This window comes from Brevibacillus sp. Leaf182 (genome assembly GCF_001423865.2).
Classification (GTDB): domain Bacteria; phylum Bacillota; class Bacilli; order Brevibacillales; family Brevibacillaceae; genus Brevibacillus; species Brevibacillus brevis_C.
Genome location: NZ_LMPN02000016.1, coordinates 1 through 22,167, shown reverse-complemented (window position 1 = coordinate 22,167; position 22,167 = coordinate 1). Strand labels below are relative to the sequence as shown.

20 protein-coding genes, 8 tRNA genes and 1 pseudogene are annotated in these 22,167 nt (G+C 45.8%); 6 read left to right on the top strand and 23 right to left on the bottom strand.

Going from position 1 to position 22,167, the window contains the following annotated elements; translation table 11 throughout:
• Positions 1-7: 7 nt before the first annotated feature.
• The 3 genes from ASG16_RS06145 to ASG16_RS06135 form a co-directional block, all read right to left on the bottom strand.
• Entirely contained in the window at positions 8-1,213 is a 1,206-nt protein-coding gene (locus ASG16_RS06145; RefSeq protein WP_198674190.1) for an MFS transporter, read from the bottom strand.
• A gap of 95 nt (positions 1,214-1,308) precedes the next feature.
• Positions 1,309-1,611 carry an ArsR/SmtB family transcription factor gene (locus ASG16_RS06140; protein ID WP_048036094.1) on the bottom strand — a complete coding sequence of 101 codons (303 nt, stop codon included), beginning with the start codon at positions 1,609-1,611 and terminating at the stop codon, positions 1,309-1,311.
• A gap of 78 nt (positions 1,612-1,689) precedes the next feature.
• Entirely contained in the window at positions 1,690-2,082 is a 393-nt protein-coding gene (locus tag ASG16_RS06135; protein ID WP_056491679.1) for a RidA family protein, read from the bottom strand.
• 105 nt (positions 2,083-2,187) lie between these two features.
• Here ASG16_RS06135 and ASG16_RS06130 point away from each other — a divergent pair, with 105 nt between their 5' ends.
• Positions 2,188-2,547 carry a winged helix-turn-helix transcriptional regulator gene (locus ASG16_RS06130; RefSeq protein ID WP_056491681.1) on the top strand — a complete coding sequence of 120 codons (360 nt, stop codon included), beginning with the start codon at positions 2,188-2,190 and terminating at the stop codon, positions 2,545-2,547.
• A gap of 144 nt (positions 2,548-2,691) precedes the next feature.
• On the opposite strand, the gene ASG16_RS06125 is transcribed toward ASG16_RS06130, so the two are convergent.
• Complete coding sequence (locus ASG16_RS06125) at positions 2,692-4,212, bottom strand: chitinase (protein ID WP_056491684.1); 1,521 nt, start codon at positions 4,210-4,212, stop codon at positions 2,692-2,694.
• Positions 4,213-4,624: 412 nt separating this feature from the next.
• Between ASG16_RS06125 and glpT the strand changes: the two genes are divergently transcribed.
• The 4 genes from glpT (at position 4,625) to ASG16_RS06105 (ending at position 7,908) form a co-directional block, all read left to right on the top strand.
• Complete coding sequence (gene glpT / locus ASG16_RS06120) at positions 4,625-5,989, top strand: glycerol-3-phosphate transporter (RefSeq protein WP_056491687.1); 1,365 nt, start codon at positions 4,625-4,627, stop codon at positions 5,987-5,989.
• Between the two features lie 502 nt (positions 5,990-6,491).
• Positions 6,492-6,911, top strand: a complete 420-nt coding sequence (locus ASG16_RS06115) for a MarR family winged helix-turn-helix transcriptional regulator (RefSeq protein ID WP_056491689.1) — start codon at positions 6,492-6,494, stop codon at positions 6,909-6,911.
• 27 nt (positions 6,912-6,938) lie between these two features.
• Positions 6,939-7,580 carry a nitroreductase family protein gene (locus ASG16_RS06110; protein ID WP_056491692.1) on the top strand — a complete coding sequence of 214 codons (642 nt, stop codon included), beginning with the start codon at positions 6,939-6,941 and terminating at the stop codon, positions 7,578-7,580.
• A 31-nt stretch (positions 7,581-7,611) separates the two neighbouring features.
• Positions 7,612-7,908 carry a putative quinol monooxygenase gene (locus tag ASG16_RS06105; protein WP_056491695.1) on the top strand — a complete coding sequence of 99 codons (297 nt, stop codon included), beginning with the start codon at positions 7,612-7,614 and terminating at the stop codon, positions 7,906-7,908.
• Between the two features lie 144 nt (positions 7,909-8,052).
• On the opposite strand, the gene ASG16_RS06100 is transcribed toward ASG16_RS06105, so the two are convergent.
• The 10 genes and pseudogenes from ASG16_RS06100 to sigW all read right to left on the bottom strand — a co-directional run bounded on the left by ASG16_RS06100 (position 8,053) and on the right by sigW (position 19,848).
• Complete coding sequence (locus ASG16_RS06100) at positions 8,053-8,619, bottom strand: TetR/AcrR family transcriptional regulator (RefSeq protein WP_056491698.1); 567 nt, start codon at positions 8,617-8,619, stop codon at positions 8,053-8,055.
• Between the two features lie 60 nt (positions 8,620-8,679).
• Positions 8,680-9,498 (bottom strand): alpha/beta fold hydrolase, encoded by an 819-nt coding sequence (locus ASG16_RS06095; protein WP_056491701.1) that lies wholly within the window; start codon positions 9,496-9,498, stop codon positions 8,680-8,682.
• Between the two features lie 326 nt (positions 9,499-9,824).
• Positions 9,825-11,105 (bottom strand): MFS transporter, encoded by a 1,281-nt coding sequence (locus ASG16_RS06090; protein WP_111914385.1) that lies wholly within the window; start codon positions 11,103-11,105, stop codon positions 9,825-9,827.
• Positions 11,106-11,366: 261 nt separating this feature from the next.
• Positions 11,367-12,156: pseudogene (locus tag ASG16_RS31180) on the bottom strand (oxalate:formate antiporter).
• Between the two features lie 612 nt (positions 12,157-12,768).
• Positions 12,769-14,601 (bottom strand): glutamine--fructose-6-phosphate transaminase (isomerizing), encoded by a 1,833-nt coding sequence (gene glmS, locus ASG16_RS06080; protein ID WP_056491704.1) that lies wholly within the window; start codon positions 14,599-14,601, stop codon positions 12,769-12,771.
• A gap of 482 nt (positions 14,602-15,083) precedes the next feature.
• Positions 15,084-16,430: a phosphoglucosamine mutase gene (gene glmM, locus ASG16_RS06075; protein ID WP_056491707.1), complete on the bottom strand. Its 1,347-nt coding sequence runs from the start codon at positions 16,428-16,430 to the stop codon at positions 15,084-15,086.
• A 43-nt stretch (positions 16,431-16,473) separates the two neighbouring features.
• On the bottom strand, positions 16,474-17,721 hold the full coding sequence (locus ASG16_RS06070) for a CdaR family protein (RefSeq protein WP_056491710.1): 1,248 nt from the start codon (positions 17,719-17,721) through the stop codon (positions 16,474-16,476).
• Positions 17,714-18,538, bottom strand: coding sequence for a diadenylate cyclase CdaA (cdaA, locus tag ASG16_RS06065; RefSeq protein WP_007725283.1), 825 nt, complete (start codon positions 18,536-18,538; stop codon positions 17,714-17,716). Before cdaA ends, ASG16_RS06070 begins: the two co-directional genes overlap by 8 nt.
• Positions 18,539-18,643: 105 nt before the next feature.
• Entirely contained in the window at positions 18,644-19,267 is a 624-nt protein-coding gene (locus ASG16_RS06060; RefSeq protein ID WP_007725281.1) for a zf-HC2 domain-containing protein, read from the bottom strand.
• A 17-nt stretch (positions 19,268-19,284) separates the two neighbouring features.
• Positions 19,285-19,848: an RNA polymerase sigma factor SigW gene (sigW, locus tag ASG16_RS06055; RefSeq protein WP_016742677.1), complete on the bottom strand. Its 564-nt coding sequence runs from the start codon at positions 19,846-19,848 to the stop codon at positions 19,285-19,287.
• Positions 19,849-20,018: 170 nt separating this feature from the next.
• Between sigW and ASG16_RS06050 the strand changes: the two genes are divergently transcribed.
• A complete protein-coding gene (locus ASG16_RS06050; protein ID WP_007725277.1) occupies positions 20,019-20,177 on the top strand; it encodes an aspartyl-phosphate phosphatase Spo0E family protein in 159 nt (52 codons plus the stop codon).
• Between the two features lie 93 nt (positions 20,178-20,270).
• Here ASG16_RS06050 and rocF read toward each other — a convergent pair whose 3' ends face one another.
• The 9 genes from rocF to ASG16_RS06005 all read right to left on the bottom strand — a co-directional run bounded on the left by rocF (position 20,271) and on the right by ASG16_RS06005 (position 22,106).
• The gene (gene rocF, locus ASG16_RS06045; protein ID WP_012684013.1) at positions 20,271-21,167 is read right to left on the bottom strand and encodes an arginase; all 897 of its coding nucleotides are present in this window, start codon (positions 21,165-21,167) and stop codon (positions 20,271-20,273) included.
• Between the two features lie 170 nt (positions 21,168-21,337).
• Positions 21,338-21,411: transfer RNA gene (locus tag ASG16_RS06040), tRNA-Gly, on the bottom strand.
• 9 nt (positions 21,412-21,420) lie between these two features.
• Positions 21,421-21,497: transfer RNA gene (locus ASG16_RS06035), tRNA-Pro, on the bottom strand.
• Positions 21,498-21,502: 5 nt separating this feature from the next.
• Positions 21,503-21,579, bottom strand: a tRNA-Arg gene (locus ASG16_RS06030).
• A 20-nt stretch (positions 21,580-21,599) separates the two neighbouring features.
• Positions 21,600-21,675 (bottom strand) — tRNA-Lys (locus tag ASG16_RS06025).
• A 6-nt stretch (positions 21,676-21,681) separates the two neighbouring features.
• A tRNA-Gln gene (locus ASG16_RS06020) sits at positions 21,682-21,756 on the bottom strand.
• Between the two features lie 21 nt (positions 21,757-21,777).
• A tRNA-Tyr gene (locus ASG16_RS06015) sits at positions 21,778-21,862 on the bottom strand.
• An 8-nt stretch (positions 21,863-21,870) separates the two neighbouring features.
• Positions 21,871-21,946, bottom strand: a tRNA-Val gene (locus tag ASG16_RS06010).
• A gap of 86 nt (positions 21,947-22,032) precedes the next feature.
• A tRNA-Glu gene (locus ASG16_RS06005) sits at positions 22,033-22,106 on the bottom strand.
• Between the last annotated feature and the right edge of the window lie 61 nt (positions 22,107-22,167).

Sequence of the window (22,167 nt, the reverse complement as noted above, 5' to 3'; positions counted from 1 at the left end):
CTGGCGATCAGCGGTTGCTGGACCGTGTCTCGTATGCGCCTGGTTTATGTCTAACTTTTTCTCTTAACATCGCCTGTAAAATCAGTGCAGCAACGATAGCGATCACCACACCAAACATACCTAACCAAGTGATTGACGATAAGGATACTTGATCAACAGCGATGCCTCCAATTCCAGCCCCTGCCGCCATCGCGAGTTGCATCATAGATTGGTTCAGACCAAGCATTACCCCTGAATTATTCGGTTCAATCCGAACCAAATTATACTGTTGCGTTGGCCCAGAAGACCAAGCAGCGAAGGACCATAATACCAATATCGCGATCACCGTGAACGGTTCATGTGAGATAGATACGGTAATCGAGAGCAAAATGAGAGCTGCAACGTGCAGAACCATTCCACCAAGTAATGTAGAAAATACTCCCCATTTGTCCGTACTGTAACCACCGAATTTGGAACCGATCAGACTAGCTAAACCGAATGCCAATAAAGCGCTACTCAACAAATTTTCACTTATATCAGCGGCTTCGAGAAGATAAGGAGATATATAAGTATAGGCAATGGAATACCCGCCCAGCCAAAAGAACGTAACCGATAAACCAAGCCCGACTTTCGGGTTTTTCAACAGTGCTAATTGCTTCGAAAGAGGTACGGGTACATCTCCTTTTACTTGTGGGATCGTGCGGGACAGGACAAACATTGCCAAAAGTCCTGCCAGTGCAATAAACCCGAATACAGATTGCCATTCAAATGCGGCTGCCGCTACTCGTCCAAGGGGAACACCGATAATTAAAGAGGCTGTAAATCCCATAATGACAGTTGCGATCGAACTTGCCTGCTTGCCTTCAGGAGAGATCTTGGCCGCGATATCTAACGCAGTCACAACCACCATTCCAGCACCTACAGCCATGATCACACGGGCTATAATAAAGAATTCAAACCCCTGAAGAGCGAACGACAGTATATTGGCAACTACGAAAATTCCTAGTGCACTAACAAGAAGCCTCCGCCTATCCATTTTTGCCGTTATGGCCATCATCACAGGAGTTACAATGGCATAAACAAATGAAAATATAGTAACCAACTGTCCTGCCGCTGTAATGGAGATGCCCATAGTATTCGAGATCTTATCCAGGATGCCTGAGATCACATACTCTGAAGTACCCACTAGAAAACTGACCAATGACAAAAAGTAAACCTTCCATGTATTCGACATGAATAGCACCCCTCAAAGTTTAAACATATTAAGATATGTCGATATGAAGCTTGAAATAAAACTGAATACTGCATGAAGCATTCAGTTTTATTCGATCATATTTGATTGCTGAAAAAAGCGCCTATTTCACGTATTTTTTCTTCGTCCCTGGTATAGTACGTATATTTTCCAATACGCTCCGTCTTGATCAGCCCAGCGCGTTGGAGAATGGACAAATATTGGGACGCGGTTGATTGGGTCATATTCAATTTCTCTGTTATTTGACTGACGCATACCCCGATCTTTCTCATATCAACTCCTTCATGGGGTGTAAAATGTTTTTCAGGCTCTTTTAACCAATGTAGAATTTGGAGTCTAGACTCGTTGGACAGCGCTTTAAAAATTTCAATTGGATCCATACGCATTATTATATCGAGAATTGTCGATGTGTCAAGGGTTCATGCCATAACACCGCATTCTGTAGAGCGGCAGCCGAGTTAGTTGGTGTGTGCGACAGCCCGGATTTCAATCAGTTGGTGAGGAAACGCAAGACCAGACACGCCGATGAGGGTAGCAGCCGGACGATGGTCACCGACATACTCTTTGTACATACTGACGCACTTCTCGAAATGCTCTTGCGGATTTGTCAGAAAGACCTCCATCTCAGCGATATTCGACCTTGTGACACCAAATCCCGCCAGCACGCGATCGAGATTCTCCAGCGTCTGCCTGGTCTGTGTCTCGATATCGCCCTCGCCAACGAACACACCCTGCATATCGTGGGAAAATTGCCCCGAAATGTAGATGGTTCCATTGACGCTATAACCTTGTGTGACACCGAAACCTTCTTCCCAAGCAACACCGTGATTGTAGGTTTTACCATGAGTCATTTTATTCTCTCCTTTACTCAAAGTAAGGTTAGAATAAAATGAGATCAAATAAAAAAACAGTACGCACTTTATTGATAGCTACTACCAGAAAGGATAGTGTAAAAAATGAGCATGGCTGAATATAAAGGAAAAGTTAAGAATATTCAAGATACACCTTTTGGTTATACATTGTCAGTCATAGGTGGCAAATGGAAAATGGTTATTCTTTACCTCCTGGCAGAAAATCAGCCGGTTCGCTTTAATGATCTGAAAAGACAGATTGGAGCTATTACCTATAAAACATTGAGTTCCCAACTGAAAGAATTGGAAGCAGATGGTATGGTGACGCGGAAAGAATACCCTCAAGTTCCTCCTAAAGTCGAGTACAGTCTCACACATAAAGCGGAAACACTATTACCTGTTTTGGAACAGTTATGTGAGTGGGGAGTGAAGAACCAAAACCGCAAAATGGACCCAGGCTGCTGAACTCACAACATCTTCTCAGGAAATAAATCAACCGACTCCGATTCCTCCAGGTTGAGTCATTCCAACCGCTCCATCAGGCTTTTGTATGAATAACAATGACACCCACCCGTGAGAGCGGGTGGGTTTTTTCACAAGATTTCGTCCTTACTGGTTCAGTGCATCAAGCGAAATGCGAACATGATTAGCAAACGAATAGTTATTTTTAGCATCCCAGTTGATAGACCAGGTCATAACTCCATGGAACTGTGGATAACCTGCTGGATTTTGGAGTTTGTAAGCTCCTCCAAATGACGTGCCTTTTACCAAGTATTGAAGGGCTTTTTGGATATCGGCTGGAGACGTATAGCCTCCCCCGGCAGCACTTGGAGCAGAAGGTAGCCCGATAGCGACTTGGTTCTCTCTCAAAGCTGGAAACATGTTGTTAGGATTACGACCGATAGGGAATCCTTTCAAGAGCATTTCTGCCATTGCTACTTGGAAATCAGCCGTTCCTTGTTGATACGTACGACCATCTAATGCTTCTAGCGCACCAGAATTATAGTGTTGCACGTGGATATAATTCATTCGATCGCGAAGAGCATGAATCACAGGTAGATAAGCGCCCCACGGCCCACCATAGGAAGCGTAACCTCCTTGGACATAAGCCGTTTCTGGCGCCATTGTCAAAATGAAAGATGGGCCAAATGTATTCGTGATCGTCTGAGTCGCTGAGATTAAGTTTATAATTTTTGGCGTTGTCGGATTTCTAAAATCAGTGTCCCCCGCATTGAGCGACAGGGAGCTTCCTTCTAGATCAATATCCATACCATCAAAACCATACGTTTGAATGATCGAGGTCATCGAGGTAATAAAATTTTGTTTGGCAGCTTCCGTCGTTAGCTCGACTGTCCCATTCGCTCCGCCAATCGAGATGAGGACCTTCTTCCCCTTTGATTTCAAAAAGGCGATATCCGACTTAAATTCCTCAATGGATGCATTGAACGGCACGAATCCCATTGTCGCATGATCGCCACCGACTGGTTCTGCGAATGCCACATTGATTACATCGTATTTATCTGAGACATCTCTTAGCTTGAGTACCGTAGAACCATTGTCAAAATTATGCCAGTATCCGATCAAAATTCGTTTGGACACCGGTTCAGTTGGGGATTTGGATAAAGTGGTTACCGTTAGCGAAGCGCTGGGTGGGGATACATTACCTGCGGCATCTTTTGCCTGTATCTTGAATGAATAGGTCGTATTTGCTAGAAGCCCTGTCACGGTATAGGATGTTGTATTCGCTGTGCCAGCGAGTGTATCTCCGTTGTAGACGAGATACTCCTGAACAGCAATGTTATCCGTAGAAGCTGTCCAAGATAAGCTGACCGAACTACTTGATTTCCCTACTTCACTAAGATTTGTGGGGGACGTAGGTGGAATGGTATCGGGAGCAGACGGACCTTGCAGTTGCCACAGTGTTGGTACGTTAGGCGGTTCCCATCCGACAAGCGATGTATGAGCAAATGTACATTTGTAATCTTGCCCTTGATACGTAACCATGTCGCCTAAGTTGTATGCGGTGTTGGGAGTCCACGGTGTCATGGCGTGAGAAGACTGCGGGAATATAGAAAAGATTAAGATAAGCGACAGTACTACCAAAAATCCTGTTTTTCTTATCAAATACATCAAACAAATCCTCCTTCATTTTTACTTGCAATAAAACAGAGCGTCCCTTACATCTTTGCTTAACCCCCCTCATACAGATGAGCTAATATAAAGATATCCTTATATTTGGAAAAGATGTATTTTTTTGATTTATATACACATAAAAAAACCTCTATCGAGGCTTTTCGAAGAGGTGCGACCGCGTTTTTGTGGAAAATTTTCTTACGCTCCAGAATTTTTAAGCGTGATTCAGTGGCTCGGCATTGACAACGTTTTCACAGAATAATAGAATACATTTACGACAAGTTAACTATGATGGAGATTCGGAGACTCATACTTTTTGGCACTTTCATTTTTGAAAGCGCCATTAAGGTATGGGTTTTTTTACGTGTATCGCCATCCTTGTTAGAAATAACTTAGGGGGAGGATTAAGATGCTCAAACTGTTTAAGCCTGCACCGCCTATTGACAGATTGCCTGACGAACAAATTGATTCTGAGTATAAAAAGCTCAGGCTTCAGGTGTTTCTCGGAATCTTCATCGGTTATGCGGCGTACTATCTCATCCGCAAAAACTTTTCGCTCGCCATGCCTTATTTGATTGAAGAAGGATATACAAAATCAGAGCTCGGTTTTGCATTATCCGCCATTTCGATTTCCTACGGGATCAGCAAGTTTGTAATGGCCATTTTTTCAGACCGAAGCAACCCGCGAATGTTCTTGCCTGCCGGTTTGATTCTTTCTGCACTTATTAGTTTATTGATGGGCGTTGTTCCTTACTTCACCTCATCCGTCTCAATCATGTTTGTGATGCTGTTCCTGAACGGTTGGTTCCAGGGTATGGGCTGGCCTCCATCCGGACGTGTCCTCGTACACTGGTTTAGTGTAAGTGAAAGAGGAAACAAAACAGCCATTTGGAATGTAGCCCATAACGTTGGCGGAGGCTTGATGGCCCCCCTCGCTGTTGCAGGTGCAGCGATGTTCGCCGGACTTTCGGGTAATACCGCTTCCGGGTATGAAGGCGTGTTTATCCTGCCTGCTCTGGTTGCCATTGTCTTTGCATTCATTACGTATTTCTTAATTCGCGATACTCCGCAGTCAGTCGGCCTGCCGCCTATCGAAGAATATCGCAATGACTATCCAAACAAGGCGAAGAAAACGTTTGAAACAGAGTTCTCGACAAAAGAAATCCTTTTCAAATATGTGTTGAACAACAAATGGGTTTGGGCAATCGCGATTGCCAACATTTTCGTCTACTTCGTCCGTTACGGCGTTTTGGACTGGGCTCCGACCTATTTGAGTGAGGAAAAAGGCTTTGATATGAGCAAGTCGAGCGTTGCCTACTTCCTGTACGAATGGGCAGGTATCCCGGGAACTCTCCTGTGCGGCTGGCTGTCCGATAAATTGTTCAAGGGCCGCCGTGGACCCGCAGGGTTTGTCTTTATGCTCGGCGTATTGATCGCAGTTCTGGTCTACTGGTTCAACCCACCTGGAAATTCCGTAGTCGATATGATTTGCCTGATCGCTATTGGTTTCCTGATTTACGGTCCAGTCATGCTGATTGGTTTGCAAGCCCTTGATTTTGTACCAAAAAAGGCTGCTGGAACCGCTGCAGGGCTGACGGGTCTGTTTGGTTACCTGGGCGGTACAGTCACAGCGAATGCATTGATGGGAGTTATCGTTGATGCCTCCGGCTGGGATGCAGGATTTATGTTGCTGACAGCTTCGTGCGCATTAGCTGCTCTTGTTTTTGCCCTTACGTGGAATGTGCGGGGGCAGGAAGTCGTTAAAAATCATTAAAATAGTAAAAAGAAGGATGAAAATCGTTGTGATTTTTATCCTTCTTTTTTTATGGCATGAATAACCAGTCCTTTCCTAGTATCCAGATCAGAGGTCAGACAAAATTACGTAAGTATTAGCCCCAAGCTCTACATCTCTTCTTAGGTATAATTCTACAGATCATTTCCCTTTATTTAGATTCATTCACTTGTCTCGGGTCTTGTTCCATACCTCATTTGTGTTCTATCACCAATTTCCCTACTTCATATACTCCCCAAGACCAATCCGTCCCGTCTTTTTTTGAGGGAGAACATGATGATACCCTGAAGAAATTGTTATCACATCCGTTTGCCCAGCGACTTTTGCAGGGATCATATGTTGCAAACGTTGAAATAAGGTGTTATATTAATTGACGCATCAATTGTTGATGCATCAATTATCATGCTCAACTGACTGTATGTTGTCATTGCTTGTGGATAGTTGACTGAGTTCCTACTCATCTTGCCCCCGGGAGGCATTTTTCATGACACACAAGGAATTTGAAGAGGAGCACATACTGAATCTGCTCATCGGATTAACCAATAAAATAAGTCCCAAGTTCGAACGCTGTACCGGAATCAGCTCTACTCGTCTTGCGATCTTGCAAATCCTTTGCGAATGCAACGAAATCAATCAGTCCCAGCTACAAAAGCACATCAATATCGACAGTGCTGCCATTACACGCCACCTGAAGCAACTTGAAGCGGATGGTATGGTGACCCGACACAAAAATCCAAATGATAACCGCGAAACCTTCGTTCGCCTATCTGAAGAAGGACATCAGCGGATTGAAGGGTACAAAAGCGAGAAACGAATTTTTATCCAACAGATTCTGGAAGGCTTTAGCGAGGATGAAACGCAGGTCTTAACTGATTTTCTCAAACGGATGCAAAACAACATTTGATTGTTCAAGAAAGGAGTCTGTTTTTACATGATAAACACAGTACAAAGAACAAATGATTTTCGTGAAATCACGTTTGGTCGTCGTTCTGTCAAACTTTATGATCCTGAAATAAAAATCAGCCGCGAGGAAATGATTGAGATTTTAGCGGGAGCTACACGCGCTCCATCTTCAGTCAACATGCAGCCTTGGCGCTTTGTGGTTATCGAAAGTCAAGAAGGGAAAGAAAAGCTTGCAGAGCTGGCACGCTTCAACAAAACGCAGGTACTCACCTCTTCCGCCGTCATTGCCGTATTCGTCGACATGAAAAATGCAGAATATATGGATGAGATATTTGGAAAAGCTGTCGAACTCGGATACATGCCGCAGGAAGTGAAGGACATGCAGTTGAAAGCCGTCAAGCCTTACTACGCCAATATACCAGCCTCTGACCTGCGGGATGTCAATTTTATCGATGCCGGCCTCGTATCCATGCAATTGATGCTGGTTGCCCGTTCATTCGGCTATGACACGAACCCAATCGGCGGCTATGAAAAGGATCAAATAGCAGAAGCGCTTGATTTGGACAAGGATCGCTATCAACCGATCATGCTGATCAGTATCGGGAAAGCAGCCAAGGAAGGATACCCATCTTACCGTCTCCCTGTTGAGACAGTGACAACCTGGAAATAATTCAAATTCGTTGGAAGAAAGGGAGAAAACCATGCTTATTATACATGCCCATCTGCAAGTGATACCCGCACAGGAAGAAGCCTTCCTTCAAGCGGCCAAAGCCCTGGTTGCTGCAAGCCAAGCTGAAGAAGGGAATTTGGGATACTCCCTTCTGAAAAGCACAGAGCAAGAATATCACTACACCATGGTAGAAAAGTGGAAGGACGCTGCCGCAGTAGCGGCCCACAATGCAAGCGCTCATTTTCAGGCTTTTGTGAAAGAAGCTCCCTCCTTTTTTGCAGCAGCTATGGAATTAGAAGTATTCGCAGGAGAGCCTGTGAAGTTGTAATTCGTGATGTACGGAAAAACAGCAAGGTTGATCCTGCGATCAGCCTTGCTCTTTTTTTGCATGTGGAGGGGGGAACTTGATGCACGCCGAAGTCCAGCTCCAGCCGTACAGCTCTTTATCTTGTTAACCCTTGTGTCTCTGCCTTCACGGTAAAAAGTAAAGCGAACTGCGCACAATGTTGTCCAGCATTTCACGTTCCGCGGTTACCGTGGTCACCGTAATCCCGTGCATAACATTAACCAGGTATTGGGCCAATGCTTTCAAATTCCAGGTTCCCTTCAGCTCACCGGTCTGCACCGCACGTTCCAACAGTTGGTAAAAGGCTTCCTCGTTCTCAGCCATATTTGCTTGGACCCGCTTAAATACCTCCGGGTGGGAAGCTGCCAGCTCTAACGAGGCATTCACCATAAAGCAGCTTCTGCGGCGCGTATATTCGATGACCTCGTGAAAATAGCGCAGCAGCAGTTCTTTCGCCGGCCCTTGTTCATACAGGATAGCCGCCAGTTGCTGTTTGGATTGCCGGTCGTAACGCTCCAGCGCCTGAAGGTACAAGTCCTCTTTACTTCCAAACGTCTCATAAATGCTGCTTCGACTAAGTCCAAGCTGCTCCACCAAATCCTGCATAGAGCAACCCACGTACCCTTTATGCCAAAAAACGTCGATTGCCAGATCCAATACTTTTGGAATTTCAAAACTTTTATTTCTGCTCATACCCCACCTCTTCCCAACAACCTTAAGCGGCAAAAAAGGTGCGTGAAAATCCGGTTTTACTTAAGCTTCTACAAACTTCAGAATTTCGATGTTAAACTTGTCCTTCTCTTCAAACACGAGTCCATGGCCGCTTTCTTCAAACATGATGACTTCCGCATCTGGAAACCCATTAATCTGAGGCTCAAAAGACATTGTATCATGTTTGCCTTGGAAAATACGAACGGGCACATGAATCTGGGCCAATTCTTCCCGCGAATCTTCATAGGCAAGGCTCTTGAGCGACATTGCAAGAGCTATGGGATCGGTCTCCAGCGACATCCGGTTGTACCAGTCGACAAAAGCCTGGCTCGGCTTTTGATGGAACAAAGAACTGTTGAATCCTTCAATCAACTGTGGACGGTCCTGCTGTGCAGCTTCGACAAGGGACTCCACCACCTCAACCGGCAAGCCATAAGGATAATCCGGTCTTTGCGTGAAGAGGGGCGTAGCGGCGGAAGCAAGCACCAGCTTGGAAACGCCATAACCCTGATGTCTTGCCATATATCTCACCGCAACGGCCCCACCCATCGAGAAGCCGACCAGTGTCGCATTTTCAATCTCCAACTGCTCAAACACCCGGCGAATGTCATCCGCAAACTGATTGTACGAATAGCCGTTGATCGGACGGTCAGATTTCCCGAAACCTCTCAAATCAATACCGATGTAACGAATTCCTTTGAACGGAAGAACGTTTCTTTGGTATTCATACATGGCTTGCCCGACAGGAAGGCCATGTATGAACACAACCGGCTTCCCTTCGCCGACATCTTCCACATACAAGGTTACGTTGCCTCCCACAGGTACATAATGTCCGGAAGCTGTTATTAATCTTTGAGTCATAATAATGATCCTCCTATATTATCCGATTTTAAGACCTTTGACGCATTCTGGAATGATCGTTCCTGAAAAGGGTTTAAAAAATCGAGTCCCTGAGACTCGACGGTTGCTTCCTAAATTCTTTCCGAAACAAACCTGTTTCTTTCTGGAACGATCATTCCTTTATGGAAATGATTGTACTCTTTTTTACGCTTTGGAGTCAAGCGGGAGGAGCGTTTAGTTTAAAACTGAACCCAATAAATGAAACAGCGGCGACCTAAGACCTGTAAATAAAGGCTTAGACTCACCGCTGCTTTATTATGCGATCGAACCGATTAGTTTAGCACTCCTTAGCTCTTTATAAACACATCTTTTTCCAATGTTAATTCATGAAATGATTTCACACGCAGTTGTAAAAATGGGGTGAACAATAATGTACAAGCCGAAGCTAACAATCCAATGCCACCCGCAAATAAAGCGAACCGTAAACCCATTGCCCCCCCGATCATCCCTCCCATTAACGAACCAAGCGGTAAAGAACCCCACGAGATAAATCGAAACGTAGCATTCACCCGACCTTGCAGGGCATCGGGTACAATTACTTGACGTAAACTGACGGTACTAATGCTAAACATGGAGACACCCATTCCGAAAAGAAGCTGTCCCAGCATCATAATCAACGCCATACTTAATTCTGATCCTACTGCTAATGGAGCAAGCAAACCGCCACTTGCTGCGATCGTAGCGGAACCCACAATTGTTGGACCTACTCCAAAACGACGTACAGCCCTTTGAGCAAGTAGAGAGCCAAATAGGTACCCTACTCCTAGCGTTCCATAAATGATGCCAAGAATGCTCGCACTGATTTTGAGTTCTTGCGATGCATATAGCACATAAACACTAAAAATAACATTCCAGGAAAGGTTAAAGATTGTTGAGCAGCGCACCACTCCCCACAGCAACGGTTTTGTGTAAACCGTATGCAGCCCTTCTTTAATTTCCAGCCACATGTTTTTTTGTTTTTTCGCATCTGTCACGACTGTCTCCAACTTGCGAATCCGGGCTATGTATACAGCGGATACAAAAAAGGATACAGCCGTGAACAATATTGCAAATGGAGCGGTGATTAACTGTTCCAGTCCACCTGATAAACCCGGCCCAGCAATTTGTGCGGTAGATTTACTTGTCTCTAGTTTGCTATTCCCATCAACAAGCTGCTCCTTGCTCACAATGGAAGGCAAAAAGGATGTATAGGCAACATCAAAAAAGACAGTACAGATCCCTACTATGAAGGCTACCAAATATAGAACTGTCATATTCAAGAATCCAGTTAAGGCTGTCAGCGGCACAATGAGCAGCAATGCACCCCTGAAAAAGTTAGCGGCGACAAGAATTGGTCGCCGGGGAAATCTGTCTATCCAAACACCAGCAAGCAAACCGAAAATGATAAATGGCGCATACTCGGCAAAACCAAGCAACCCCATTTGCATGGGACTGGCCCCTAAATAGAGAGCTGCCACTAATGGCATTCCTAATAATGCAACCTGAGTCCCAAACTGTGATGCAGTTTGCCCAATCCAGAGCCTGCGAAAATCTGTGTTAGTTAACAATCCTTCCACCTTGTTACTCATGCTCGTTCCCCCATTGCCATTCAAAATTTGCATTTTTAGTATAGGGGAAACTACGTTTCAAGATCTTGCGCTTTCATTATGAAGACCTATGTCTGCTTTTTTCGGTTCCGCCAGTATCGTTAAAATATTTGAATTTCAATTAATTACCCTTTTTATTAAAAAACCTATATCCTACCGTTAGCGTAGAAAAGGCAGCCGATTAATTTCGACTGCCTTTCCACATTGTTATTGAACTATCGTTCCCTTTTGTTTAACAAGTTGCTATTGGGATTGTCCTGAATATATACCGTCGAGAAACTCGATTGAGACGCGTTCTGCTTCCTTCCTAAGTACAATTTCCGAACCTTGGCGTAGACGTTGGTACATCTTGATCGTATTTTTTAGCGCGTGGTAGCAACTTTCAAAGCTGTGGATGGGAATCGTACCTTTTAGTTCCTCCAGTTCCTTGAGAGCGTATTTCTCGAGCTTTCGAACCCCTCTCGGGGAATGACCGTTGCGAATGAGTACCAACGGCCCTAACACTACATTGCGCATAAAAGTTAGAGTATCGATTAATTCGAATCATTCACCTCTCCCTAATTTTGTAGCGCAGTAATGCACCCATACCCAGAAGCGATCTTCGATCCATTGAAGCTGAGGGAAAGGGAGAGATGGACTTGTTTTACTGAGTATCGTTGCAATACCAGAACCTCTCTCCCAAAGAATCAGCGGGTTCTCGACTCGGGATTCGAGCTCTTCCAGTTGTACAAATTTAAGGTCGACATGAAGAGGGGCTGGGCCATATAAACAAATAAGCAATCTCGGTTCCCCGACATGCTCGCCTGTGAATGCAGAAAATAAATTACCGAGTCTTTCGGCAATTCGGAAGCGTTGTTCCATGATCTCATTTCGAAAAGCATAATTGTAGACGATTATTAAATCCAGATCACTATACTCATCCATTTCTCCGTACATCATAGATCCGCCTGCGAGGAGACCTAAAAGTCGTTGATCCTTGGCTTACATACTCAATTGCTTGCTCAATGAATCGATCATGTAAAGGTATCCTCATGCCAAGCACTCCTTAAATAGTGACCCATAAAATGGGTATTATTAAAAATTAACATTTACAATTAGTGGTAGTCAACTGTATGTAGATCCATATAGCAACAGATCGCACTATCCTACCCGTAGCGTAATGACCTATCGTAAGTCTTATAGTATATTTACTCAGTCTACAACAATATTTTCTTTGAACACTTGGCCACCAGTCTAGAACTTTATTATCACTGAACAGAATCATTAAAAAGAAGCGTTAGTTCTTTACTAACGCTGCTAAACTTATTTACAAGCTTTGCACTTATTAACTACTTTTTTTGACTACCAACTTTATTTCCTCTAAAACATAACTTTTATTGTTAGAAATCATATTGAAACAATAGTTTATTGCTCAGAACAATACTTCATTATAATGAATCAACTCTCCGTTGATAAAAGCTCCTACTATTACTAAAGAAAAAAAGCCCCATATAACCAATTTCATTGGTAATGGGGCACTTATCGTTCTATATTTCAGTGACAGACATAATTAATTGGTAGCACACTTTATTATTCGGTGACAGTGTCTATTATTTAGTGACAGACTATTTTATCACTGAACAGGATGTTCTTATTCCCTTCAACCCTACTCAACCGTCACACTCTTCGCCAAGTTCCGTGGTTTATCCACGTCAAGGCCGCGAGCGACAGAAGCGTAGTAAGCAAGCAATTGCAATGGAATGACGGTCAGAATCGGTGTGAGCATTGGCAGAGTGGCTGGCATGTAAATGACCTCATCCACACTCTTCGCCAGGTCGTGGTTGCCTTCGGTCGCAAAGCCCAGTACATGAGCGCCTCGAGCTTTTACTTCCACGATATTGCTTACCGTTTTTTCGTAGATGTCTGGTTGCGTAGCCAAAGCTACAACTGGAACATTATCTTCAATCAGCGCAAGTGTACCGTGCTTCAGCTCACCAGCCGGATACGCCTCGGAGTGAATGTAGGAGATTTCCTTCAGCTTCAGAGAGCCTTCCAGTGATACTGCATAGTCGAGGCTGCGGCCGATAAAGAACAGGCTGCTTACCTCTTTTGTGCCCTCCGCAAAGCGACGAATTTGATCATCGTTATTCAGCATAGAAGCGATTTTGCCAGGGATCTCGCTCAGGTGTTCAACGACTTCAGCAACCTCAGCAGCCGCCATGGTGCCTTTTACTTGAGCCAGATACAGGCTGAACAAGTACAGGGCAACGACTTGGGAGGTGTATGCTTTCGTAGATGCTACCGCTACTTCCGGACCAGCCCATGTAAAGATCACTTCGTCAGCTTCACGGGCTACAGAGCTGCCTACCACGTTGGTGATAGCCAATACCTTCACGTTGCTCTTCTTCGCCTCGCGCAGCGCAGCCAACGTATCTGCTGTCTCACCAGATTGGCTGATGACGATCATCAGTGTCTTGTCTGTGTAGATCGGATCACGGTAACGGAACTCGGAAGCGACTGCTACCTCTACAGGTACGCGAGTCCACTTTTCGATAACATCCTTACCGACGAGACCTGCGTGCATGGAAGTACCGCATGCCACGATGTAGATGCGATCATATGCCGCCAGTTCCGCATCGCTCATTTTCAGCTCAGGCAAAATCACTCGCTTATTGTCCTCGTCAATGCGGGCACCCATGGTATCGCGAACAGCTTGAGGCTGCTCGTGCATTTCCTTGAGCATGAAGGAATCATATCCGCCTTTTTCTGCTTGTACCAAATCCCACTCGACATGGAACAGTTCCCGCTCGATTTTCTCTCCGGTCTCTGCGTTCATCAGTTCCACACCATCGCGAGTCAACACAGCCATTTCGCCTTCGTTCAAAATGTACACGTCACGAGTATGCTCCAAAATAGCAGGGATATCCGAACCGATAAAGCTCTCTCCTTGACCCACACCAACTACCAACGGGCTAGCCAATCGAATCGCTACCAGCTTCTCTGGCTCGTGCTGCGTCATGATTCCCAATGCATAGGCACCACGCATGCGTTGAACAGCACGACGAGCTGTAGAAACGATATCGCCATCGTACATGTCCGCGAGCAAGTGAGCAATAACTTCGGTATCTGTCTCAGAAGTGAACGTGTAGCCTTTTGCCAGCAGCTCTTCTTTCAATGGCAGGAAGTTTTCGATGATCCCGTTGTGAACGACTGCAAAAGCCGATTTCTCGTCTGTATGTGGGTGGGAGTTCTCGTCAGACGGTTTTCCGTGTGTTGCCCAACGTGTATGCCCGATTCCCATAGAACCAGTCAATGGCTTCGACTCCAAACGACCTTCCAGAACAGCCAGACGTCCCTGAGCTTTTGAGTACTCCAAGCCGTTTTCGTTCACGACAGCAACCCCTGCTGAATCATAGCCGCGATACTCCAGCTTGCGAAGTCCTCCGATCACGATATCTTGCGCTTGTTTATTTCCAATATATCCAACGATTCCGCACATAAGTGTATGGTCCCCTTCCAATTTGGCGAGGGACTTCCACCCGAACAATGGTACGGGGGTGAGTCCCCCGCCATTCCATGTTTTTTATATGATCATACTGTTTCTTCTATTTCGGCAATGGCAAATAACGTATCACACACAAGGTTTTGTCCACCAGATCACCCTGATGTTTTGTCCCTGCGCTCTGCGGCAGTGATACTGCTGCCGGGAGGTATCCGCCGAATCCTTCGATAAACCTCCACCTCGTCCACTGGGCTCCATGTCGGGCAGCCTCAGTGCTGGCGCTTTCCAATGGTCTGCATTTGATTTACGATGCTTATTCTTTTTTGCACAACCCCTCCCATTTTTTTCTTTCTGGGTGCTAGCGCACATGAACACTGTACCACAGATTATGAAGAGCGACAACATCTTGTCGCCGTATTTTAGTTGTATGCAAAAGGGAGCGGCATCGAAACCGCTCCCTGCAACTTTTTACACTAATTTTACACCAGTTCTTGTTTGACTACGTCAACGATCCGATTCACGAGTCCTTCCAACTGTGACGCATCTGGGCCTTCTGCCATGACACGTACGATTGGCTCTGTTCCGGACGGACGAACCAGAACGCGACCATTGCCAGCCAAATCTTCTTCCACTTCACGGATGGCCTGTGCAATAGCTTCATTGCCATTCAGCTTTGACTTGTCCTCTACACGGACATTGATCAAAAGCTGCGGATACTTGACCATCACTTGTTTGAGCTCGGACAACGGCTTGCCAGACTCCTTGATGATGTTCAAGAGTTGCAGACCCGTTAACAGACCGTCTCCTGTCGTATTGTAGTCCAAGAAGACAATATGACCGGACTGTTCGCCACCGAGATTATAGCCGCCGCGCAGCATCTCTTCAACTACATAGCGATCCCCTACAGCAGTCTTCGTCGTATTGATGGAGCACTCCTCCATCCCTTTGAAGAAGCCCATGTTGGCCATTACGGTTGTAACAACTGTATTGTTGTTGAGCTTTCCTTTTGCCTTAAGTGCTCGTGCACAGATCGCCATAATATAGTCGCCGTCGATGATTTCACCATTATCATCTACAGCAATGCAGCGATCCGCGTCCCCATCAAAGGAAAGACCCAAGTCAGCTTTATGCTTCAAAACTTCTTCTACTAGACGTTCAGGATGCGTTGAACCGCATTGGTCATTGATGTTGATTCCATTCGGGTTCGCACCAATCGTGATCACTTCAGCGTCCACATCCGCAAACAGACGAGCTGCCAATGATGAGACAGCACCATTTGCACAGTCTAGGACTACCTTCAGACCGTCAAATCGCTCAGATACGGTACTTTTCAAGTGAGAGAGGTACTTTTGACCACCCTCCAGGAATTCCAGAACCGTCCCGATTTGTTCGCCTGTTGGTCGAGGCATGGTATCCTCTGTCGCGTCCAAATACTGTTCTACTTCAGCTTCCACTTCATCGGACAGTTTAAAACCGTTGCTGCCGAAGAACTTGATTCCGTTATCCGGAAACGGATTGTGAGAGGCGGAGATCATAACACCCGCATCTGCACCAAGTGCACGTGTGAGATACGCTACCCCCGAGGTGGAGATAACACCCAATCTGACCACTTCTGCTCCAACCGATAACAGCCCAGCCAAAAGTGCGTTTTCCAGCATTTGTCCGGAAATGCGCGTATCGCGCCCAATCACCACTTTTGGTTTCCCTTCCTGCTTGTGTCTGGTAAGAACGTAACCGCCCACGCGTCCGATTTTAAATGCCAGTTCGGGTGTCAGTTGTGTATTTGCTACACCGCGTACACCGTCTGTTCCGAAATACTTCCCCATGATTGTCCCTCATTTCCTTCCTTGTGCACACAACAGCTTATGTCTACCTTTGCTTGTTCGTGATTTGAATTGTGACCTTTTTCGGTGCGCTCGCAGAAGTCTTGATATACTCCGACTGATTGAAGATGTAATTCAATGGTACTTCGTATACACCCGCCGGCATATTGCTGACATCTGCTACGACCTGCAAGTCTTCATGACTCAACTGATTCAGCACTTCTGGTGCGCCGATCACGTCGAAGTCGATTGTAGACATCTCCTGGCCATCGGTGGATAGTACCTTTGCTTCCATGCTTTCTGATAGCCCGCTAATGCGAATCGGAATCTTATCCAAACGCTTGGTCGTTGATGGAACGACTTTCAGCGATACGGTCAAATACTCCGGCTCTACCTTCACAATATTATCCATTAACGGTATCTTTAGCTCTATATCGCGATCTGATGTAATGTTGCCGAGATCGATTTCCGGCCCTGGGTATGTGTTGGATTTGATGCCATCAATGACTTCCTTCGGTCCATAGACCGTGACCTCTTCCACATTCATACCCATACTAGCCAAACTATATCCATTCGGCAATTCATTCGTCAAGTTTAATTTGATTGGCACTTTGGCAAACGGACTCGTAACGGGGATGTTGACTTCTACCGTAAGTGGCACCACATCCGCCCCTTGAATCACGTTACCAGACTTGTCCACGACTTTGAGCGGAACCGTTGTTTTGATTGCGGAAGTAGCCCCTTCCAGGTCAACCGAAGCCTTAACTGCTGCTACCTTATTCACTTGGCTTTCAGGTACCCTTACAAGTGCTCTAAACGGCTTTACAATAGGCTCTCCAGCCGTATAACCTGGAGCGACCTGTCCCAATTTCTCCACGGAAACTTCACGCTCAACGGTCTTCTTCTCTTCCAAGGTGATTTCCACGATATTCGGGATGATCCCTACCTTGACTTCATCCGGGAATCCCTTGTACTGAACAGGTACACGATGTGTTCCTTTGCCCAGGTTCGTCGCATCGACATACACTTCCCACGATTCCTCCGGGAAGAAGTTGTGTCGATAAAAAGGATTATTGCTTTCCAGGGCGACCTTTACCGTTCGTTGCTGCTTAACCACCTGATAACGATCAGTATCGTATTTCACATGCAAATTAACACTATCAATAAAAGTTGGCTGACTTGCCTCAGGAGTCGTCGTTTGTTCGGCTTCCAGATTGACAATCATCCACGTCATGATAGCCAAAAGCAACGCAACAGCACGTGCAAACCAGTGACTGTTTAACCATTTATCCATGTTTTCGCCTCCATTGCCAACGACTTCCCATGGATTTGCCTTTGGACAGAGGCTGAAGCTGTTCTGTCAGCATCTCTGCCAGTTGCGCCTCCGTCAGATTGCGATTCATTGCTCCATGTGCGGCAAAGGACACCTGACCAGTCTCTTCGGATACGATGATCGCAATGCCATCGGAAACCTCACTTAACCCTATTGCCGCTCGATGACGCGTCCCCAACTCCTTCGAGATGGAATTGTTTTCAGACAGTGGAAGATAACAGGCAGCAGCCATAATCATGTCTTTTCTCATAATGACTGCACCGTCATGCAACGGTGTATTCGGGATAAAAATATTGATCAACAGCTCCGAGCTGACGCGCCCGTTAATGCCAATACCCGTTTCCACGTAGTCATTTAGACCCGTCTCTCTCTCAATGACGATCAATGCACCAATACGACGCTTGGCCATGTACGTAACCGATTTGCCCACTTCTTGAACCAAACGGCTAACCGCCTCGTCATCCTGCGTACTGCTTGAACGGGAAAAAAGCTTGCCTCGACCAAGCTGCTCCAGTGCTCGACGCAACTCCGGCTGGAAGATGATGACGACCGCCAAAACCCCGAATGTAAAAGCTTGATTCATCAGCGCGTGCAGTGCCGTCAACTGAAAATATTTACTGAGGAACCATGTGATGACGATGACCATAATCCCCTTCAGCAATTGTACAGCGCGCGTCCCGCGAATAAGCATAATGATTTTATAGAACACGTATGTAACGAGTAAAATATCCGTTGCATACCGTAGCAAATCCCCATAATCCATGGATATCGATATCATAACGAAGCCCCCATATCTCGCTCCATCTAATGAAGTCAGTCTATCTCCTGCGGAAAAAGCACGGCTCCACTGCCGTGCTCTGATAGCTGTACTCTCTATTTTCTCTTATGGCAAGATCGGAAGCAAGTCATTTCCAATATTTTTCACCTCATACCAAATCCAATCTACGATCGCTTCGATTGATTCGGTATTTCCCACGACTTGGGCGGTAGATGCCACGAACACTTTTCCTTCAATAGCCACAACATTTCCTGTTACATGGCCTCGAACATCTACGTTTCCGTTGCGGACAACCAAGTCTCCATCAATATTGGTTCCTGCTGGTACAACTACGACATTGCGTTCACGATCTATTTTTAATTTATCCAAATTAGCAGAGGATACCTGTAGAGTGTCATCCCGATCAAACCAACTGTTGAATACGCTGCCGGTCATCAAAAAGAGAAATACCGCTGCAGCTGTCAAAAATGGGTGATTACGAAGCCATCCTGATAACAGATTCGCTTTCGTCGGCGCAGGCAATTGCGCAAGTACACGAGCTGTAAAATCAGAAGAGACATGAATATGTGAAGCGCTTTGAACAAAAGCGATGGCTCTCTGCAACTCATGCATATGCTGACGACAACTCACACAAGACTTTATATGTGTTTGCAATTGCAGATTGGCTAATTCATCAGTGTCCCCATCTAGATATTCGTGAATGAGGCAGATCATATCCCGGCATTCCATCGTGATTTTCTCCTTTCTCACATCAATCGCAACTTGCTGCGTAATGCTTCCCTTCCTCGGTGAATACGCGTCTTGATTGTCGTTATGGGAAGCTTTACGATATCGCTGATCTCCTGCAACGACAAATCCTCGATATAACGCAAGATCATAATCGAGCGATATTTGGGCTGTAAGTGAGACAAAGCATCTTGCACCGTCTCCTGCAGCTCCTGCGTTACGACTTTGTCCTCCGGTGTTCGCTCGTTAGAAGACAGGCGTGAATACCAGTCCAGGCCTTGCCCTGGTTCGGTTTCTTCATCCAATGAAAAGTCAGGTCGTTTTTTCCGGCCACGGTCGATACATAGATTGGTCGCGATCCTGTAGATCCACGTGGAGAACTTATAGCTGTCATCGTATGAATGCAAATTGGCATAGACACGCAAAAATGTTTCTTGCGCGATGTCCTCTGCATCCTGACGGTTTCCCACCATACGATATGCGAGCTGAAATATCTTGTCTTTATAAATCTCGATTAACTCCGCAAAAGCTTCACGGTCTCCACGTTTTGCCCGCTGAGTCAACCGTTTCTCTACAAAATCCATGCGATCCTCCCCACAATACCGTAATCCTATATACGGATGATACTGCATATGGTTTCATTTTTAATCTTGTGTTTGTGCGGATAATTTGTTGGGAAATAGAGGAATAAGCGTATTGCTTTCCTCTATATATAAGTAATGATAGCTCATTTATCTCACGGGTGGAAAGGAGAGTGCAACGATTGTCAAAAAAAGACGTTCTCCTCGAGATTGAAATGCTGCGAAAAGAACTGAACGATCAGTACAAAAAACAAGCCTGCATTACTCCAGAATTAGTTACGCTAAGCGTACAACTGGACCAGCTATTAAATAAACTTCGACTCCATCCTTAGAATGTACAGCTTTCCCCCATCAATGTAAAGATGCGGTAAAACAAAAAAAGAGGGCCAAAAGCCTCTCTTTTTTCATGATCTTCTTTATTTATTTTACAGTAATTTATCACCAAAAACGGAACTCATCAAAGCGACTGCAACGCGAGCTGTCATGTTTTCTCGGTCAAGAATCGGGTTGACCTCTACGAATTCTGCAGAGCAAAGAATATCTGCATCTGCCAGCATTTCCAATGAGACATGCCCTTCGCGATAGGAGATACCGCCTATTACTGGCGTCCCTACTCCTGGAGCATCGTGTGGATCAAGTCCATCCAAGTCAAGGCTCAAATGCACGCCATCTGTGTTTTTGGACACATGCGCAATTGCTTCATCCATCACTCGAGCCATACCCAATTTATCAATTTCATGCATGGTGAAAACCTTCATGCCAATACGCTTGATCAATTCACGCTCACCTTGATCCAGATCACGCGCACCGATGATGACCACGTTTTCTGCCTTCACCTTTGGTGTATATCCCCCAATGTTCGTCAGACGCTCATGTCCATACCCCAAGCTCGCTGCCAAAGGCATACCGTGAATATTTCCCGATGGAGAAGTGGCACCCGTATTCAAATCACCGTGAGCATCAAACCAAATCACACCCAGGTTTTTTACGTGCTTAGCCACACCTGCTATGGTTCCCAGGGCAATGCTGTGATCGCCACCCAATACGAGCGGGAATCGACCAGCAGTCATGATATCGCTTACAACATTGGCAAGCTTTTCATTGGCTTCCACGACTTCATCCAGGTATTTATGGTTTTCCGTCTCGGTGAAGTGATGAGGACGCGTTACAAAAATATCTCCTCGGTCTTCAATATTGAAACCCATCTTTTCCAGGCGGGCTACAACACCTGCATAACGGATAGCGCTAGGTCCCATATCAACTCCACGGCGGTCTGCACCTAGATCCATCGGTACACCAACAATGCTCATGTTTTTGTTCATAAAAGTGCCACCCTTTCCTTCGTTCATCATTCTCTACTCCTATATTGTAGCCCCGGAAAGCAAAATGACTCAACTCGACATGATTTTGCATAAATAACCTGTCGGACATGCTTTATCAAAAACACAAAAAAACGAGCAACCATGTCGGTTTCTCGTTTCTAAAAAGCATATGGAGCGGGTGATGGGAATCGAACCCACGCGACCAGCTTGGAAGGCTGGAGTTCTACCATTGAACTACACCCGCATATAAAAATGGTCGGGAAGACAGGATTCGAACCTGCGACCCCTTGGTCCCAAGCCAAGTACTCTACCAAGCTGAGCTACTTCCCGATAAGTGGCGTGCCCTGAGAGATTCGAACTCCCGACCTTTTGATTCGTAGTCAAACGCTCTATCCAGCTGAGCTAAGGGCACTTATTATGATTTTAAAAAACTGGTGAGCCATGAAGGACTCGAACCTTCGACCCTCTGATTAAAAGTCAGATGCTCTACCAACTGAGCTAATGGCTCGCAAAATGGCTGGGGTACTAGGATTTGAACCTAGGAATGACGGAGTCAAAGTCCGTTGCCTTACCGCTTGGCTATACCCCAACAACCCGCAAAATAAAAAAATGGTGGGGAGAGACGGATTCGAACCGCCGAACCCGGAGGGAGCAGATTTACAGTCTGCCGTGTTTAGCCACTTCACTATCTCCCCATTTTTTATGGTGGAGGCTGACGGGATCGAACCGCCGACCCTCTGCTTGTAAGGCAGATGCTCTCCCAGCTGAGCTAAGCCTCCAAATCCCTGACAAAGTGACGAGTATGCTCCTTGGCATACTCTGATAACTCTGCAGGTACCTTAACCACTGTTAAGGTGTTTTTAAGTGACCCGTAGGGGATTCGAACCCCTGTATGACAGCGTGAAAGGCTGCTGTGTTAAACCGCTTCACCAACGGGCCAAGATCATAAGATTACTTCTGGTGCTCCCGACAGGAATCGAACCTGCGACCTCTTCCTTAC